At 36.1% G+C, this 16,770-nt stretch carries 20 protein-coding genes; 18 read left to right on the forward strand and 2 right to left on the reverse strand.

The genetic code is table 11. From position 1 onward, the window contains the following. Positions 1 to 254 precede the first annotated feature (254 nt). The 5 genes from gudB (at position 255) to DT250_RS19365 (ending at position 3,859) form a co-directional block, all read left to right on the forward strand. Entirely contained in the window at positions 255 to 1,541 is a 1,287-nt protein-coding gene (gene gudB, locus DT250_RS19345) for an NAD-specific glutamate dehydrogenase (protein ID WP_000225171.1), read from the forward strand. 78 nt (positions 1,542 to 1,619) lie between these two features. Then, positions 1,620 to 1,829: a hypothetical protein gene (locus DT250_RS19350; RefSeq protein WP_000426773.1), complete on the forward strand. Its 210-nt coding sequence runs from the start codon at positions 1,620 to 1,622 to the stop codon at positions 1,827 to 1,829. 93 nt (positions 1,830 to 1,922) lie between these two features. Further along, a complete protein-coding gene (locus DT250_RS19355; protein ID WP_001983018.1) occupies positions 1,923 to 2,159 on the forward strand; it encodes a DUF3961 domain-containing protein in 237 nt (78 codons plus the stop codon). Between the two features lie 79 nt (positions 2,160 to 2,238). Beyond that, positions 2,239 to 2,769 (forward strand): peptidoglycan recognition protein family protein, encoded by a 531-nt coding sequence (locus tag DT250_RS19360; protein WP_001240648.1) that lies wholly within the window; start codon positions 2,239 to 2,241, stop codon positions 2,767 to 2,769. Between the two features lie 109 nt (positions 2,770 to 2,878). Next, on the forward strand, positions 2,879 to 3,859 hold the full coding sequence (locus DT250_RS19365; protein ID WP_088608749.1) for a YpdA family putative bacillithiol disulfide reductase: 981 nt from the start codon (positions 2,879 to 2,881) through the stop codon (positions 3,857 to 3,859). Between the two features lie 36 nt (positions 3,860 to 3,895). On the opposite strand, the gene ansA is transcribed toward DT250_RS19365, so the two are convergent. Then, positions 3,896 to 4,870 carry an asparaginase gene (ansA, locus tag DT250_RS19370; protein WP_149213553.1) on the reverse strand — a complete coding sequence of 325 codons (975 nt, stop codon included), beginning with the start codon at positions 4,868 to 4,870 and terminating at the stop codon, positions 3,896 to 3,898. Between the two features lie 180 nt (positions 4,871 to 5,050). On the opposite strand from ansA, the gene DT250_RS31750 reads away from it, so the two are divergent. The 4 genes from DT250_RS31750 (at position 5,051) to DT250_RS19385 (ending at position 8,575) form a co-directional block, all read left to right on the forward strand. Further along, positions 5,051 to 5,224, forward strand: coding sequence for a YpfB family protein (locus DT250_RS31750; RefSeq protein ID WP_000738044.1), 174 nt, complete (start codon positions 5,051 to 5,053; stop codon positions 5,222 to 5,224). 128 nt (positions 5,225 to 5,352) lie between these two features. Continuing rightward, a complete protein-coding gene (cmk, locus tag DT250_RS19375; protein ID WP_000361262.1) occupies positions 5,353 to 6,030 on the forward strand; it encodes a (d)CMP kinase in 678 nt (225 codons plus the stop codon). Positions 6,031 to 6,364: 334 nt separating this feature from the next. Further along, positions 6,365 to 7,513, forward strand: coding sequence for a 30S ribosomal protein S1 (gene rpsA / locus DT250_RS19380; protein ID WP_000229549.1), 1,149 nt, complete (start codon positions 6,365 to 6,367; stop codon positions 7,511 to 7,513). Between the two features lie 12 nt (positions 7,514 to 7,525). After that, a complete protein-coding gene (locus DT250_RS19385) occupies positions 7,526 to 8,575 on the forward strand; it encodes a type 2 isopentenyl-diphosphate Delta-isomerase (RefSeq protein WP_149213554.1) in 1,050 nt (349 codons plus the stop codon). A 331-nt stretch (positions 8,576 to 8,906) separates the two neighbouring features. On the opposite strand, the gene DT250_RS19390 is transcribed toward DT250_RS19385, so the two are convergent. Further along, on the reverse strand, positions 8,907 to 9,041 hold the full coding sequence (locus tag DT250_RS19390) for a YpzI family protein (RefSeq protein ID WP_000513900.1): 135 nt from the start codon (positions 9,039 to 9,041) through the stop codon (positions 8,907 to 8,909). Positions 9,042 to 9,157: 116 nt separating this feature from the next. On the opposite strand from DT250_RS19390, the gene DT250_RS19395 reads away from it, so the two are divergent. The 9 genes from DT250_RS19395 to spoIVA all read left to right on the forward strand — a co-directional run bounded on the left by DT250_RS19395 (position 9,158) and on the right by spoIVA (position 16,649). After that, the gene (locus tag DT250_RS19395; protein WP_149213555.1) at positions 9,158 to 9,769 is read left to right on the forward strand and encodes a YphA family membrane protein; all 612 of its coding nucleotides are present in this window, start codon (positions 9,158 to 9,160) and stop codon (positions 9,767 to 9,769) included. After that, the gene (locus DT250_RS19400) at positions 9,762 to 10,655 is read left to right on the forward strand and encodes a YIEGIA family protein (RefSeq protein ID WP_149213556.1); all 894 of its coding nucleotides are present in this window, start codon (positions 9,762 to 9,764) and stop codon (positions 10,653 to 10,655) included. Before DT250_RS19395 ends, DT250_RS19400 begins: the two co-directional genes overlap by 8 nt. Next, on the forward strand, positions 10,652 to 10,837 hold the full coding sequence (locus DT250_RS19405) for a capping complex subunit for YIEGIA (RefSeq protein ID WP_000979052.1): 186 nt from the start codon (positions 10,652 to 10,654) through the stop codon (positions 10,835 to 10,837). The genes DT250_RS19400 and DT250_RS19405 overlap by 4 nt, the downstream gene beginning before the upstream one ends. A 124-nt stretch (positions 10,838 to 10,961) precedes the next feature. Next, the gene (gene der, locus DT250_RS19410) at positions 10,962 to 12,272 is read left to right on the forward strand and encodes a ribosome biogenesis GTPase Der (RefSeq protein WP_001125888.1); all 1,311 of its coding nucleotides are present in this window, start codon (positions 10,962 to 10,964) and stop codon (positions 12,270 to 12,272) included. An 18-nt stretch (positions 12,273 to 12,290) separates the two neighbouring features. Continuing rightward, a complete protein-coding gene (locus DT250_RS19415) occupies positions 12,291 to 13,313 on the forward strand; it encodes an NAD(P)H-dependent glycerol-3-phosphate dehydrogenase (RefSeq protein ID WP_149213557.1) in 1,023 nt (340 codons plus the stop codon). Between the two features lie 115 nt (positions 13,314 to 13,428). Next, a complete protein-coding gene (locus DT250_RS19420) occupies positions 13,429 to 13,680 on the forward strand; it encodes a stage VI sporulation protein F (protein ID WP_000369753.1) in 252 nt (83 codons plus the stop codon). Between the two features lie 266 nt (positions 13,681 to 13,946). Further along, entirely contained in the window at positions 13,947 to 14,150 is a 204-nt protein-coding gene (locus tag DT250_RS19425) for a DUF2768 domain-containing protein (protein WP_001288995.1), read from the forward strand. Positions 14,151 to 14,214: 64 nt separating this feature from the next. Then, entirely contained in the window at positions 14,215 to 14,928 is a 714-nt protein-coding gene (locus tag DT250_RS19430; protein ID WP_149213558.1) for a hypothetical protein, read from the forward strand. A 242-nt stretch (positions 14,929 to 15,170) separates the two neighbouring features. Beyond that, positions 15,171 to 16,649, forward strand: a complete 1,479-nt coding sequence (spoIVA, locus tag DT250_RS19435; RefSeq protein ID WP_000416519.1) for a stage IV sporulation protein A — start codon at positions 15,171 to 15,173, stop codon at positions 16,647 to 16,649. Positions 16,650 to 16,770: the final 121 nt, after the last annotated feature.

Genomic DNA, 16,770 nt, shown 5'->3' on the forward strand with positions numbered 1-16,770 from the left:
TTTGGGCGCTCTTTACTATACTTAAAAATATCTTCTTAAGTTGTTATATATAAGTAAAATAAAAAACATTTAAATATTTAAGTATTTTACTTTTCTAAAAGCAATAAAAGGACTATAATGATAGTGAAAACGCTTGCAATAGGAAATAGTTTGTATATATTTGTTAGCGTTTTCTATTGCATTCCAAATTTAACGGTGTATACTAGGCAATGAAGGTTTACTAAACAAGTGAAATTACAGGGGGTTTACTTACTATGGTAGCCGAAAAGGGAACTCAAACAAAAACACAACAACAAAGGGAACAACATTTTGAACTATTGAATTCGACACAAATTGTTATTAGTGAAGCATTAGAAAAATTGGGTTATCCAAACGAAGTATATGAATTATTAAAAGAACCAATTCGTATGATGACAGTGAAAATACCAGTTCGTATGGATGACGGGACTGTTAAAATATTTACAGGATATCGTGCACAACATAATGATGCTGTTGGTCCAACGAAAGGTGGAATTCGCTTCCATCCGAATGTAACAGAAAATGAAGTGAAAGCACTTTCAATCTGGATGAGTTTAAAATGCGGTATTGTTGATTTACCATACGGTGGAGGTAAAGGTGGAATTATCTGTGACCCACGTGAAATGTCATTCCGTGAGTTAGAAAGATTAAGCCGCGGTTATGTACGAGCAATTAGCCAAATCGTAGGACCGACGAAAGATATTCCAGCTCCAGATGTATTCACAAACTCTCAAATCATGGCATGGATGATGGATGAATATAGCCGTATTGATGAATTTAATTCACCAGGATTTATTACAGGTAAGCCACTTGTATTAGGTGGATCACATGGACGTGAAACAGCAACGGCGAAAGGTGTAACAATTTGTATTCGCGAAGCTGCAAAAAAACGCGACATTGATATTAAAGGTGCACGCGTTGTTGTTCAAGGATTCGGTAATGCTGGTAGCTTCTTAGCTAAATTTATGCATGATGCAGGCGCGAAAGTTATTGCAATCTCGGATGCTTACGGTGCATTGCATGATCCAAACGGATTAGATATTGATTATTTATTAGACCGTCGTGATAGCTTCGGTACAGTAACAAAACTATTTAATAATACAATTTCAAACAAAGAATTGTTAGAACTTGATTGCGACATTTTAGTTCCAGCTGCAATTGAGAACCAAATTACAGAAGAAAATGCTAATAATATTAAAGCAAAAATCGTTGTTGAAGCTGCAAATGGTCCAACAACATTAGAAGCAACTAAAATTTTAACAGATCGCGGAATTTTACTTGTTCCAGACGTATTAGCAAGTGCTGGCGGTGTAACAGTATCTTACTTTGAGTGGGTACAAAATAACCAAGGTTACTACTGGACTGAAGAAGAAGTAGAACAACGTTTAGAAAAAGTAATGGTAAGATCATTTGATTCTATTTATGAAACAGCACAAGTTCGTAAAGTGAACATGCGCTTAGCTGCGTATATGGTCGGTGTTCGTAAAATGGCTGAAGCAAGTCGCTTCAGAGGTTGGGTATAATATTATATCGTGAGAAAACGTGATTCCTTTCGAGGGAATCACGTTTTTTTGTTGAAGTATTAGTGTGAGGTGTTGTATATGGAAAATGAAATGATGGAACGAGTAGAACAATTAGAAGAAAAGGTTAAGAGGTTAGAGGGAGAACTCTCAAGAACGATGAAAGCCCGAAAAACAAGTAACGTTCGGATGTTCGGAGAAGGACTACTGTTTTTAATATTTGGTGCAGTTGTAGTAGGGCCGATTATCGCTTTTGTAATCTCAATTCTTACTTGGATTGTTGAAAAATAAAATAAAAACAAAAAAGAACGCTTGTTCTACACGAACAAACGTGCTATACTTTCCTTAGATAAACAAAACGGAAATGATTTTAAGGAGAGATAAATGATGAAAATGACAGTAGACCAAAGATTTATGATGCCAGCAGATGTTGTAGAACGAGTGGAAGTATTAAGAAACAAACAAAGTAAGCGCGGCACATTATTACAATCTGTAAATAAATTTTTCGGTTTAGATACGAAAGAAGATTGTGTTTGGTTTTACGGTTTTTATGGAGTTGCTGTAAGTATTTTATTATTTATGGTGTTCACATCAAATATTTTCGATTTTCTCTTCGCGTAAGAAATATGCGATAAGGACATTGCTACCGAATACATATATAAAGAAGTAAGGTAATCTTCTGAAGCGGGAGTTGGTAGTAATGGCGATGTTTCCTATAGAGCGTAACTATATTGGGTATGGAAGTTCACGACCGGGAATTCCTCTTTCTAAAGTAAGGTTTATTGTAAGTCATGATACGGGGAACCCTGGTAGCAATGCGATAGGGAATCGGGATTATTTTAATGAAATACAACCGAAAGCTTCGGCACATACATTTATAGATGATAAAACAATATTGGAAATTGTTCCTATAAATGAAGTTGCCTATCACGTTCGATATGGTGTGCCGACAGATAATGACTTATATGGTTATGATGCTAATAAGGCTGCCATTGGAGTGGAACTTTGTTATGGCGGTGATGTTAACTTTTGGGAAGCATATACCCGTTTTACGTGGTATCATGCGTATTTATGTCAAAACTTCGGCTTGAATCCGAAGAAAGATATCGTATCACATAAAACACTTGACCCAGCTAGAAAGATTGATCCTGAAAATGTATTAGGGAAACAAGGTATTAAATTTCAGCAGTTTTTAGCAGATGTCTATCGGATGTACGTTTCGTTTAGATGACAAATATATGAAAAATGAATACAATAAAGATAGGTGCCTACTGCTGTAAGTAGGTTTTTTCTTGTTTTTATAAATAGCGTATTGGTAGAAGACTAGGAGTGAGCTGAGTATGCAGAAAGAAACAGCTATCATAATTGGAGGCGGTCCGTGCGGATTAGCAGCAGCAATTTCGTTGCAAAAGGTAGGGATAAATCCGTTAGTAATTGAAAAAGGAAACATTGTAAATGCGATTTATAATTATCCAACTCATCAAACATTTTTCTCTTCTAGTGAAAAATTAGAAATTGGTGATGTAGCTTTTATTACAGAAAATCGTAAGCCAGTTCGAAATCAAGCGCTTGCGTATTATCGTGAAGTAGTAAAGCGTAAATCTGTACGTGTAAATGCTTTTGAGCGAGTGGAAAAAGTACAAAAAGATGGAGAAGTTTTTCATGTTGAGACAACAAAGCGTGACGGAAGTACAGAAATATATATAGCGAAATATGTTGTTGTAGCAACTGGATATTATGACAATCCAAATTATATGAATGTTCCCGGCGAGGAACTGAAGAAAGTAGCTCACTATTTTAAAGAGGGACATCCTTATTTTGATCGAGATGTAGTAGTTATAGGTGGGAAAAACTCGAGTATAGATGCCGCGTTAGAACTTGTTAAAACCGGTGCGCGTGTAACGGTTTTATATCGCGGAAGTGAGTATTCACCAAGCATTAAGCCGTGGATTTTGCCGGAGTTTGAGGCGTTAGTACGAAGCGGCACAATTCAAATGCATTTCAGGGCTCACGTGAAAGAAATTACTGAACATACATTAACGTTTACAGTCGATGATGAGGCATATACAATCCAAAATGATTTTGTATTTGCGATGACTGGTTACCATCCTGATCATAGTTTCTTAACGAAGATGGGTGTTCGGATTGATGTAGAAACAGGACGTCCGATTTATGCAGAGGATACAATGGAAACGAACGCTGAAAATATTTTCATTGCAGGTGTAATTGCTGCTGGAAATAATGCGAATGAAATATTTATTGAGAACGGTCGATTTCATGGGGATGCGATTGCGCAAACCATTGCGTCAAGGGAAATATAAAAAGAAGCTGTCGAAATAAACTTCGACAGCTTCTTTTTAATTGTGCATAAACATATTTTGGATTGTTTCATGAGAATTTGTATTCTCTAATGCAACTAATAATTTAACACGTGCTTTTTGAGCATTTAAACCGTATGTGAATACAATACCCATATCTTTTAATTGTTTGCCGCCACCTTCATATGAATATACATCTTGCACGATGCCATTGAAACAGCGAGAAACTAATACGACAGGGATTCCTTTGTCGATTAATCGTTCTAGACTAGGAAGTGTTCTTGGAGGTAAATTACCTTGTCCAAGTGCTTCAATAACAATCCCGTCTACTGGAAGGTTTTCAATTGCTGCTAACAATGTATCGTCCATACCAGCGTATGCTTTTAGAACAACTACGTTTTTAGAAACCTTATTTACTGAATATGTTTCATGGTGTACTAAAGCGTGATGGAATACAACGCCGCGCTTTGTTACCATACCAATTGGTCCATACTGTGGACTCTGGAATGTTGCCACGTTACTTGTATGTGTTTTCGTTACATTTGTAGCGCAATGGATTTCGTCGTTTAATACGACTAAAACACCTTTTTCAGCAGCTTCACTACAGCTAGCTACTTTTACAGCTGATAAGAAGTTATATAGACCATCAGCACCTAATTCATTACTAGAACGCATTGCACCTGTTACAACGATTGGAATAGTTGCTTGCACTGTTAAATCTAAGAAATAGGCTGTTTCTTCTAATGTATCCGTACCATGCGTAATGACTACGCCATGAATGTTGTCTTGTTTTACTCTTTCATCAATGATGACTTGTAATTGTAACATTTCGCTCGGTGTCATATGAGGAGATGGTAGATGGAACACGTCTTCAACGATTAAATCAACATCGCCTTCTAAATCAGGAATAAATTTTAAAAGAGGATTTTTTTCACCTGGTTGTACGACCCCAGTTTCTTTATCTTCCTCCATTGCAATTGTTCCACCTGTGTGTAAAACTAGGATTCTTTTCAATGTTTATACCCCTTTCAAGTTGAAAAATACATTTAGAACATAACATGTTTTGAGTAAATTCGACAATGGAAATGTATAAAAGTATGCCTCGAAAATGACAATAAAATTAGCTGCTATATATACGATGTATAAAATCATGAAACGAAATGTGTAAATGTAGGATAGGAGGGAGCAATTACATTGAAAAAGATGGAGAAAATTTTTATTCGTATATTAATAATACAATTCATTTGTCTTTCTGTTGTGCAATTGTTATTTATACATAAGTCATCAGTGAAATATTTATCTAAAATTGTTTATTATGAAGGTGTCATGGTAAAAAACAAAGCAGAAATCTTACAGGTGAATAGGTAGTTTTCATTTTCTTCTATGAAGGATTATGCTACAATAATTGAGGATTTAATGACGTGAAGCAAATGAGAAGAAGCAGGAAAATACCTGCTTTTCGTTTTGTTTTATAAGTGAAAAAATGAGGTGTTACAATGGATAAACGAATTTCAATTGCTATAGATGGTCCAGCAGCTGCTGGAAAAAGTACGGTTGCAAAAGTTGTGGCAAAGAAACTTTCTTACGTTTATATTGATACAGGCGCAATGTACCGCACGATTACATATGCAGCCCTTGAACAAAAAGTGGACATTGAAAATGAAGAGAAGTTAATGGAAGTTGTAAAGAATGTAAATATTGAGTTTCAGCAAGGAGAAAATACACAACTTGTATTTTTAAATGGACAAGATGTTTCTGAAGTAATTCGTACACCTGAGGTGACGAATCGAGTATCTATTGTGGCGAAACATCGCCTTGTTCGTGAAGAAATGGTACGTCGTCAACAAGAGTTAGCGGAAAAAGGCGGCGTTGTAATGGATGGCCGTGATATTGGTACACATGTGTTACCAGATGCTGAAGTGAAGATCTTTATGCTTGCTTCTGTTGAAGAAAGAGCAGAAAGAAGACATTTAGAAAATATAAATAAAGGTTTCGATTCTAATTTAGAGCAGTTAAAAAAAGAAATTGCTCAGCGTGATAAATTAGATTCAGAACGCGAGGTTTCTCCTCTAAAGAAAGCTGATGATGCATTGGAATTAGATACAACTTCTTTATCAATTGAAGAAGTTGTCCAAAAAATTATGAGTATTGTTTCAGGAGTGTTTGCGAAATAAAGAAAGGGGATAACCTCTTTCTTTTTTTGTTTATATAGAAATGTAAAGGATGCGTGAATTGTGAGTCTCTTTCCTTGACAAATGCTCGGATTTGTAAGAAGTTAGTAAAAGAAGGATAAAACTTTCAGAATATATTCGCTATTATATTTCAAAACATACTTTCTTCAAGATGATTTTGCTGTATACTATTTATATAGGTTTAATATATTTTCTAGTGAAATGTATGAAAACTGAGTATGTGATGATAAATTCTTAAACATGCAAATGGAAACATATGTTTTCATTTCGTATATACATAAAAAATGCTTTGTCAATTCTGTAGGGAGGTATTTCCATGGTAGAGAAAATGAATGAAGAAGTTATGGATTCAAAAGAATTACAAGTTGGTGACGTTGTTACAGGTTCTGTAACGAAAGTTGAAGAGAAACAAGTGCTTGTAAATGTTGGATACAAAACAGATGGCGTAATTCCAATTAGTGAATTAGCTAACGTTCATATTGAAAAAGCAAGCGATGTTGTAGAATTAGATCAAATACTAGAATTGAAAATTATTAAATTAGAAGAAGATGATCTTGTCTTATCTAAACGTGCTGTTGATGCTGAAAAAGCATGGGTAGAATTACAAGAGAAATTTACTTCTGGTCATGTGTTTGATGTTACTGTAAAAGATATCGTGAATGGTGGATTAGTTGTGGACCTTGGTGTTCGTGGTTTTATCCCAGCTTCACTTGTAGAAGTACATTATGTAGAAGATTTTACTGACTATAAAGGCAAAACATTAGCCGTGAAAATTGTTGAATTAGACCGTGAAAAAAATCGTGTAATCCTTTCGCATAAAGCAGTAGTAGAATTAGAACTAGATTCTAAGAAAAAAGAAGCGATTTCTTCATTAAAAGAAGGAGACGTTGTTGAAGGAACAGTGCAGCGATTAACGGATTTTGGTGCTTTCGTTAACGTTGGTGGTGTGGACGGTTTAGTTCATATTTCACAAATTTCGCACGAACGTGTAGAGCAACCTTCTGAAGTATTAGAGCAAGGTCAAAAGGTAAAGGTAAAGGTATTATCTGTTGATGCTGATACACAACGTATTTCTTTATCAATTAAAGCGGCTCAGCCAGGACCTTGGGAGAATGTTGCTGGCGAAATAAAAGCTGGAGATATTCGTGAGGGAGTAGTAAAACGTCTTGTTACATTCGGTGCATTCGTTGAAATTTTACCTGGCGTTGAAGGTCTTGTGCATGTATCTCAAATTGCAAATCGTCACGTGAAAAATCCAAATGAAGTATTGGAAATGGGACAAGAAGTAAAAGTGAAAGTGCTTGAAGTCCATGTTGCAGAGAAACGTATTTCTTTAAGTATAAAAGAAACGCTTGAGGAAAATAATGTAATTGAGGATTACAGTCAGTATGAACCAAATGCTGATTCTGCTACTTTCCAATTAAGTGATATTATTGGTGAACAACTGAAAAAATTAAAGAAATAAAGAGGGGTACAAGTGGTAAGGGCAAAACGTAAATTAGATCATATTGAATACGCTCTTTCTACTGGTCAGTCTCGTACGCATGGATTTCATGATATTGATTTTGTGCATCAAGGATTGCCAAATTCAAGTTATGACACAATAACATGTGAAACAAAAATCGGCGAACTTTCACTAAGTTCGCCGATTTTTATCAATGCGATGACTGGTGGTGGGGGAGAGAAAACGTTACATATTAATGAGCAATTAGCATATGTAGCGAAACATCATAATCTTGCTATGGCTGTAGGGTCGCAAATGGCGGCGTTAAAAGATGAAAGTGAGGCTGCTTCTTATACGATTATCAGAAAGGTAAATCCAAATGGTATTTTCTTTGCTAATTTAGGTAGTGAGGCAACTATTGAACAAGCAGAGCGTGCCGTTGATATGATTGAAGCGAATGCATTGCAAATTCATTTAAATGTCATACAAGAGTTAACGATGCCAGAAGGAGACCGTGACTTTACTGGTGTACTTCAGCGCATTGAGAAAATTGTATTAAATAGTAAAGTTCCTGTCATTGTGAAAGAAGTTGGATTTGGGATGAGTAAGGAAACAATACAACAGTTAGCGAGCATAGGTGTAACGGCAATTGATATTGGTGGACAAGGTGGTACAAATTTTGCTGCTGTTGAAAATGAAAGAAGACAGCGAATGCTTTCTTATTTTAATAACTGGGGCATACAAACAGCAACCTCGATTATTGAAGCAACCTCTACAAATAATAACCTCTCTTTTATTGCATCTGGGGGTATACAAACAGCGCTTGACGTAGCGAAAGCAATCGCATTAGGGGCGAATATAACTGCGTTTGCTGGATACTTTTTACGTATTTTAATGCAAGATGGTATCGAGAAGTTAGTGGATGAAATTGATCTTTTACATACAGATTTGAAATTTATTATGACAGCTCTTGGTGCAAAGACGATAGAAGAGTTACAGGCTGTACCTCTTGTTGTAAAGGGCGAAACGTATCATTGGTTAACACAGCGTGGTATTGATACGACGCATTATAGTAGAAGATAAAAAAATCAACCGTTTGGTTGATTTTTTTGTTTTTTGTTCGTTTTAGTAATATAAGGTGAGGAATGGAATTAATATTCTATCAAAATAAAATTATTCCTATATAAACACTATCTTGTGCAAGTTGCGACTGAAAAAGAGGCTGGAAAATGTAGATAGTTTGCTACTGAATTATTGGAGAGGGTTTAATTTCGCAAAGGAAAAATAGGTGGAGATAAAAATAAACCATAGAAAAATTCGGATGTTAAATGTTATTTTGATATAAGTAAAAATCATTAAAATAATTTTGTAAAAGACGGTTTCGTACAATATCGAAACCGTCTTTTTGTGTTCATTAGTGCTGATTTTGTTTTCGGGCTTGCTCTGGTGTATCCAGTCCAGTTGCACCCGGATATTGTAGTGATTGGTCACGATCAGATTCAACGCGTCGTGATTCTCTTAGTTTTCGTTCTTGACGATCTTTACCCATAATGAATAGCACCTCCTTATTAAAAGTGTTGCTGTTATATGAAAAAACTATGCGCGAAGAAAGTGGATTAACTTTCATAAAAAGTTCCCATAATGGAAAACATAGGAGGTGAAATGATGGAAGGGAGTACTTTTTATTTTTTAGCTTGGATAGGGTGGATTGTTGTAACTTTTTTTATGAAAAAGGACTCTATGAGGTGGAAGATAAGCGCTTGTATATTGATTTTTATTATTTGCTCTCCGTTACATGTAACGATTGCTTCATTCACGGTATCAGTAAATGCACTTTTGCTTTGTATTGTTGCTTTTATAGGAATCGCACTATATTCTATTTGGAAAAAATTATATAGCTTACTTTCGGCACTTATTATTGCAATGTTATATACAAGTTTTTATTTGTTAGAAGTATATGATCCGATTTGGATTGTGGTGGACAGGTTGTTTTTGTTAAGTGTTGCTCTTGTGTATGCATCGGTTTTATTGCATGAGGATCGCATATTACGATTATGTTCTCTTTATATAGGAATGTTACAGGGGGAATTGTTAGTGACACTTATTTTTCGAAAACTACATTTCCCTTATGATTACGGAAGTTTAGCGTTTTTTGATATCGTCGCCGTTGCTACATTTTTCATGGCAATTTTGTTTTGGATTGCAAAAGCATCAGTATACATGGAACAGTTCAAGAGGAAAGCACGTAAAAGAAAGGCGAGGGTAATACATGACTGAATATACAACGGCCATTTTATGCGGAGTAATAGCGGGGACAGTAACGAGAGTGCTAATGCTCCGGACAGATACGCGTCAGTATCCGACGAGGCTCCATGGAAAAATTATTCACGTTGCGATGGGGTTAATTGCAGCGGCTTTAGGAGCGATTGCGATTCCGTCAATTTTGAAAAAAGATTTTTCTGCTATTACATTTCTTACATTAGCAGCAACACAGTTTCGTGATGTGCGTAATATGGAAAGAAATACCCTTCAACAATTAGATGGATATGAGCTCGTACCGCGTGGAAATACATATATTGAAGGGATTGCATTAGTTTTTGAAAGTCGAAACTATTTGGCGATGTTAACGTCGTTTGCAACGACGTTTGCGTATATAGGATTCCATTCATGGATTGCTGGAGTAATTATGGCTATAATCGCATTTATTATCGCGAAAAAATTAATGTCTGGCAGAAGGTTACATGATCTTGTTGATATCGAGCATGTTCCACTTCGTTTTGAAGGAGCGGGGCTGTATATTGATAATATTTACATTATGAATATTGGATTACCAGCAAGGCAAGAGGAAATTATGAAATACGGAATGGGCTTTATTTTAAGGCCGAAAACAATTGATGCGATGGTGACAATCTCAAACTTAGGACAACGACAAGCTATTTTACATGATGTTTCTGTTGCTTTAGGGATTTATAGAGATTCTGGTACGCCAGCGCTTGTGCCGTTGGCAAAGCGTGATTTAGAAGATGGTAGGGTTGGGATTTTTGTCTTGCCACAAGATCAAGATGCAGAGAAAGCGATAGGTGTCATAGGGAATGTGCCGACGTTAGAAAGTGCTGTTCATATGTCATCGGAAGCCCCGAAAGGAAGGGGAGATAAAAGATGATGTTAGAAAGTGTAATTCTCGCGGTTATTACAACAACGCCGGAGAAATTTGCTGGTGGTGCCCCTTTGTTTACTTGTGAATCGACAGATGAGTTAGAATTTGTTGCAAATAATTTAGAGGCAATTTTAGATGGTATTGCGCATCGCTTACAAGAGAATGTATATATTATTGTGAAACATTAGTAACGTGTGGTATAATGTGAGGTGTTTTGATACGCTGAGAAATATTCTGGAATGCAAATCCCTTCTTGCACAAAGAAGGGTTTTTTACATAATAAACAGAAGCAAGTTGAAAGGATGAAAGTATATGCCGAAACCAGTAATAGCAATAGTAGGCCGCCCGAACGTAGGAAAATCTACTATTTTCAATAGAATTGTTGGAGAAAGAGTTTCAATCGTAGAAGATATACCAGGTATAACGCGAGACCGTATTTATAGTGCGGGAGAATGGTTAAATCATGAATTTAACATTATTGATACAGGTGGAATTGATATTGGAGACGAGCCGTTCTTGACACAAATTCGTCAACAAGCGGAAGTAGCGATTGATGAAGCAGATGTTATCATTTTTATGACGAATGGTCGCGATGGTGTAACTGCAGCAGATGAAGAAGTTGCTAAAATTTTATATCGTTCTAAAAAACCAATTGTACTTGCGGTAAATAAGGTTGATAATCCAGAAATGCGTAGTGATATTTATGATTTTTATGCGTTAGGATTTGGCGAGCCATTCCCGATTTCAGGTACACACGGTTTAGGACTTGGTGATTTGTTAGATGAAGCTGCAAATCATTTTCCAAAGATTGAAGAAGAAGCGTATGATGATGAAACAATCCGTTTCTCTTTAATTGGACGTCCAAATGTAGGGAAATCATCACTTGTAAATGCACTTCTTGGTCAAGAACGTGTAATTGTAAGTAATATAGCGGGAACGACACGTGATGCTGTTGATACACCATATAGTAAAGATGGTCAAGATTATGTAATCATCGATACAGCTGGTATGCGTAAAAAAGGGAAAGTATACGAAAGCACAGAAAAGTATAGTGTACTTCGTGCACTTAGAGCGATTGAACGTTCTGACGTTGTTTTAGTCGTTTTAGACGGAGAAGAAGGAATTATTGAACAGGATAAAAAAATTGCTGGATATGCTCATGATTCAGGACGTGCTGTTATTATCGTCGTAAACAAATGGGATGCAGTGAAAAAAGATGAAAAAACAATGAAAGCATTTGAAGAAAACATCCGTGCTCATTTCCAATTTTTAGAGTACGCACCGATTGTATTCTTATCTGCGAAAACGAAAAAACGTACACAAACATTATTACCAGTTATTAATGAAGTAAATGAAAGCCATAGTATCCGTATTCAAACGAACGTATTAAATGATGTAATTATGGATGCGGTAGCGATGAATCCAACACCAACTCATAATGGTAGCCGTCTGAAAATCTTCTATGCGACACAGGTTGCGGTAAAACCACCAACATTTGTTATATTTGTAAACGATACAGAATTAATGCACTTTTCATATGAGCGCTTCTTAAAGAATCGTTTACGTGAAGCGTTCGGTTTTGTAGGAACGCCGATTCACATTATCGCTAGAGCAAGAGACTAATGGAGAGGATGTGATTTTATGACAAAAATCACAGTAGTTGGAGCAGGTAGCTGGGGAACAGCGTTAGCGATGGTATTAGCTGACAATGGACATGATGTACGTATTTGGGGAAATCGTTCTGAACTTATGGATGAGATTAATACAAAACATGAGAATAGTCGATACCTTCCAGGAATTACATTGCCAAGCACAATCGCAGCCTACTCTTCTTTAGAAGAAGCATTAGTAGATGTAAATGTAGTACTTTTTGTAGTACCAACGAAAGCGTATAGAGAGGTATTACAAGATATGAAGAAATATGTAGCAGGTCCGACTACTTGGATTCATGCAAGTAAAGGGATTGAACCTGGTACATCAAAACGTATTTCAGAAGTGATTGAGGAAGAAATTCCAGAGGACTTGATTAAAGATGTTGTTGTACTATCTGGACCGAGTCATGCTGAAGAAGTTGGTTTACGTCAAGCGACAACTGTTACGTCTGCAGCAAAGCGTATGGAAGCGGCTGAGGAAGTACAAGATTTGTTTATGAATAGTTACTTCCGTGTATACACAAATCCAGATATCGTTGGAGTTGAGCTTGGTGGTGCGTTAAAAAATATTATCGCATTAGCTGCTGGGATAACTGATGGACTTGGATTAGGTGATAATGCGAAAGCGGCATTAATGACACGTGGTTTAACGGAGATTGCTCGTTTAGGAAGAAAAATGGGCGGAAATCCATTAACGTTTGCTGGTCTAACTGGTATGGGAGACTTAATTGTAACTTGTACAAGTGTTCATAGCCGAAATTGGCGCGCTGGAAATATGCTTGGAAAAGGACACTCTTTAGAAGAGGTGTTAGAAAGCATGGGTATGGTTGTAGAAGGTGTAAGAACAACGAAAGCTGCTCACGAATTAGCAGAGAAAATGGAAGTTGAAATGCCGATTACAGCTGCTTTATATGACGTGCTATTCAATGGGAATGATGTGAAAGATGCAGTAGGCTCATTAATGGGACGTGTTCGAAAACATGAAGTGGAAGCTATACCTGACTTACTTTAAAGAAAAGCGACAGAAGTACATTTGTACTTCTGTCGCTTTTTATTTTTATGGGTCTTTTCACCATTTTTTTAATTTTGCATAGGATGAAGAGTAACTTGAGGAGAGGGTGAAAAGAATGGATAATAACATTTTTAATAACATTGAAAAAGAAGCGAAAGTGAATAAAGAAGATATTTTTAAATTAGCATCATCTGTACAGAATGCGAATTTACGTGATGAGACTGTGCTTCGTCAATTGATTCATCAAGTGGCTCTTATGGCAGGACGTGAAGTGCCGAAAGAACAAGAGGATCAAATTGTAAAAGCGATTATTAACAATAATATGCCCGCTGATTTTGGTTCGTTAAGCAAAATGTTTAAAAAATAAAATATAAGAAACAAAGAGTTTGTAGATTGCATATGATAGCCATGAAAGTATGGGAATAGAGCTGTTTTGGGCATATTTGGTCAACCGAAGCGAGAGATACACTCGCTTCGGTTTTATTTTTATTTAGATTAGTGGAAGATGCGAAAAAACCTGTTGATTAAAGTTATATATTCGTAATTTGTAGTAAAATGTTCTTTTTTTATTTGTTTAAAGATTTTAATTTGTTAAAATAGTATAAAAATAGATTGATAAAAAGGGGTGTGTATATGTCAGAAGGGCTCATAAAAATGTGGTTTGCTTTAGGAGCAATTGGATTTATGTTTTTTGCAGTAAGTTTTATTTTGCTAAGTAGATACAAAATAAAGAATAAATTTTTGAAAGGGATTACAGCGTTAGTAGCGTACACCCTTATGATTGTGTCAGGAATTGTTATTTTTCTTGTTGTATTTAGTGGACCTGTACAGCAGTAAAGGGAATGGTCTCGAAAATGCTACATACGGAGCAAGTTATATTAGTATGAAAAGGTGATTGCTAGTGAAAAAAGTCCATATTATTTTAATATTTTGTTGTATGAGCCTTTTAACAGGATGTCTGTATCCGAAAGAAAATATGAAACAAAATGCCGTTCCTTATGAAGATCAGATACAGGTTGTTCAAAAAGCTGTAGTGACATTTAAGGAGCAAAATGAGGGGGTATTGCCAATTAAGACGCGGGATATGAGTACGCCTATTTATCAAAAGTATCCAATCGATTTTCAAAAGATTGCTCCGCGTTACATACAAGAAGCGCCAGGAAATGCGTATGAAAGCGGAGGAGTATACCAATACGTATTAATAGACGTTGAAACAAACCCGACAGTAAAGTTAATTGATGTTAGGATGGCTGAACAAATCCAGGAATTATCATTAAAGCTTAGGATGTATCGGGATGAACATCAATATCCGCCTTTTAAAAAGGTAATTTCAGATGGTGTGTATGAATTAGATTTCAAAAAACTAGGATATAAAGATGTGCCGCAAGTGACAAGTCCGTATTCTGGTAAAGGGCTTCCTTTTGTAATCAATGAAAAGGGAGAAATTTATATTGATTATCGAATCGACTTATATGAAGCGTTGAAAAAAAATGAAGGGCAATTTAAGGAAGGGGAAGATATTCGGAATATACTTTCGAAAGATTCTCCATTTGTACCTGCGTATTCTTTACCGTATACGGTAAAGAATGGAGAACCAATTTTTTTAAAATCATAAGTCATGAACCTTTCTTTTAGTGAATAAGTTCTAGAAGAAAGGTTTTTTATGTTACACAACTTGCGATGCAAACAAAAGGTATTTTTTAATAGTCATATGAAATTGGACAAAATTATATGATATATTGTCCGAACTTCTAGAATACCATTATATTATATCAGATATTATAGGCAACGTTAGAGAAGGTATTAGTTGACTATAAATGTGGAATTATTCCCAAAAATATTGAGGGAGGGAATCACTTGGAAAAGGTAGATATTTTTAAAGATATTGCGGAACGCACAGGCGGTGATATTTATTTTGGAGTTGTAGGAGCTGTTCGAACAGGGAAATCAACATTTATTAAAAAATTTATGGAACTTGTAGTTATTCCTAATATTGAGAATGAGTCTGACCGTCAAAGGGCGCAGGATGAACTGCCTCAAAGTGCTGCTGGTCGTACAATCATGACGACGGAACCGAAGTTTGTTCCAAACCAAGCGGTTTCTATCGAAGTAGATGAAGGTCTTGAAGTGAATATTCGATTGGTAGATTGCGTTGGATATACGGTTCCAGGAGCAAAAGGTTATGAAGATGAGAATGGCCCGCGCATGATTAATACTCCTTGGTATGAAGAACCTATTCCATTCCATGAAGCTGCAGAAATCGGAACACGTAAAGTAATTCAAGAACATTCCACAATTGGTGTTGTAATTACAACAGATGGAACGATTGGTGAAATTCCAAGAAGAGATTATATAGAGGCAGAAGAACGCGTAGTAAATGAGTTAAAAGAAGTCGGAAAACCTTTCATTATGATCATTAACACTGTACAGCCGTATCATCCAGATACAGAGCAATTGCGCCAAAGTTTATCTGAAGAATATGATATCCCAGTCATTGCGATGAGTGTAGAAAGTTTAAGGGAAACAGATGTGTACAATGTGCTTCGAGAAGCTTTATTTGAGTTCCCGGTTTTAGAAGTGAATGTTAACCTTCCGAGCTGGGTGATGGTGTTAAATGAAGGGCATTGGTTACGCCAAAGTTATCAAGAAGCTGTTCAAGAGACTGTGAAGGATATAAAACGTCTTCGTGATGTGGACCGTGTCGTTTGGCAGTTTAGTCAGTATGAATTTATTGATCGAGCGAGCTTAGCTGGCATTGATATGGGGCAAGGTGTAGCAGAGATTGATTTATATGCACCAGATGAATTATATGATCAAATTTTAAAAGAAGTAGTAGGAGTAGAAATTCGAGGGAAAGATCATTTATTAAAGCTTATGCTCGATTTATCTCATGCGAAAATAGAATACGATCAAGTGGCGGATGCCCTGCGTATGGTAAAGCAAACAGGATATGGTGTAGCAGCGCCTGCGTTAGCTGACATGAGCTTAGATGAGCCAGAAATTATTCGTCACGGTTCAAGGTTTGGTGTGAAATTAAAAGCTGTAGCTCCGTCTATTCATATGATTAAAGTAGATGTGGAGTCAACGTTTGAGCCGATCATTGGTACTGAAAAGCAAAGTGAAGAATTGGTTCGTTATTTAATGCAGGATTTTGAAGATGACCCATTATCAATTTGGAATTCTGATATATTCGGACGTTCACTTAGCTCTATTGTTCGAGAAGGCATTCAAGCGAAACTATCTTTAATGCCAGAAAATGCGAGATATAAATTAAAAGAAACGCTAGAAAGAATTATTAATGAAGGATCTGGCGGATTAATTGCGATTATATTATAGGAAAAAATCCCTCTCATCGTAGAGGGATTTTTTTTGATTTTCGCGTATAGAATAGCAAAATAAACAGTCATTATCTAATATATTGTTGTAAATTGTCAAGTTTCATCAGATTTTCACATTT

Origin of the sequence: Bacillus sp. AR2-1, assembly GCF_008368755.1 — a bacterium.
In the GTDB taxonomy this organism is placed as follows: Bacteria; Bacillota; Bacilli; order Bacillales; family Bacillaceae_G; genus Bacillus_A; species Bacillus_A wiedmannii.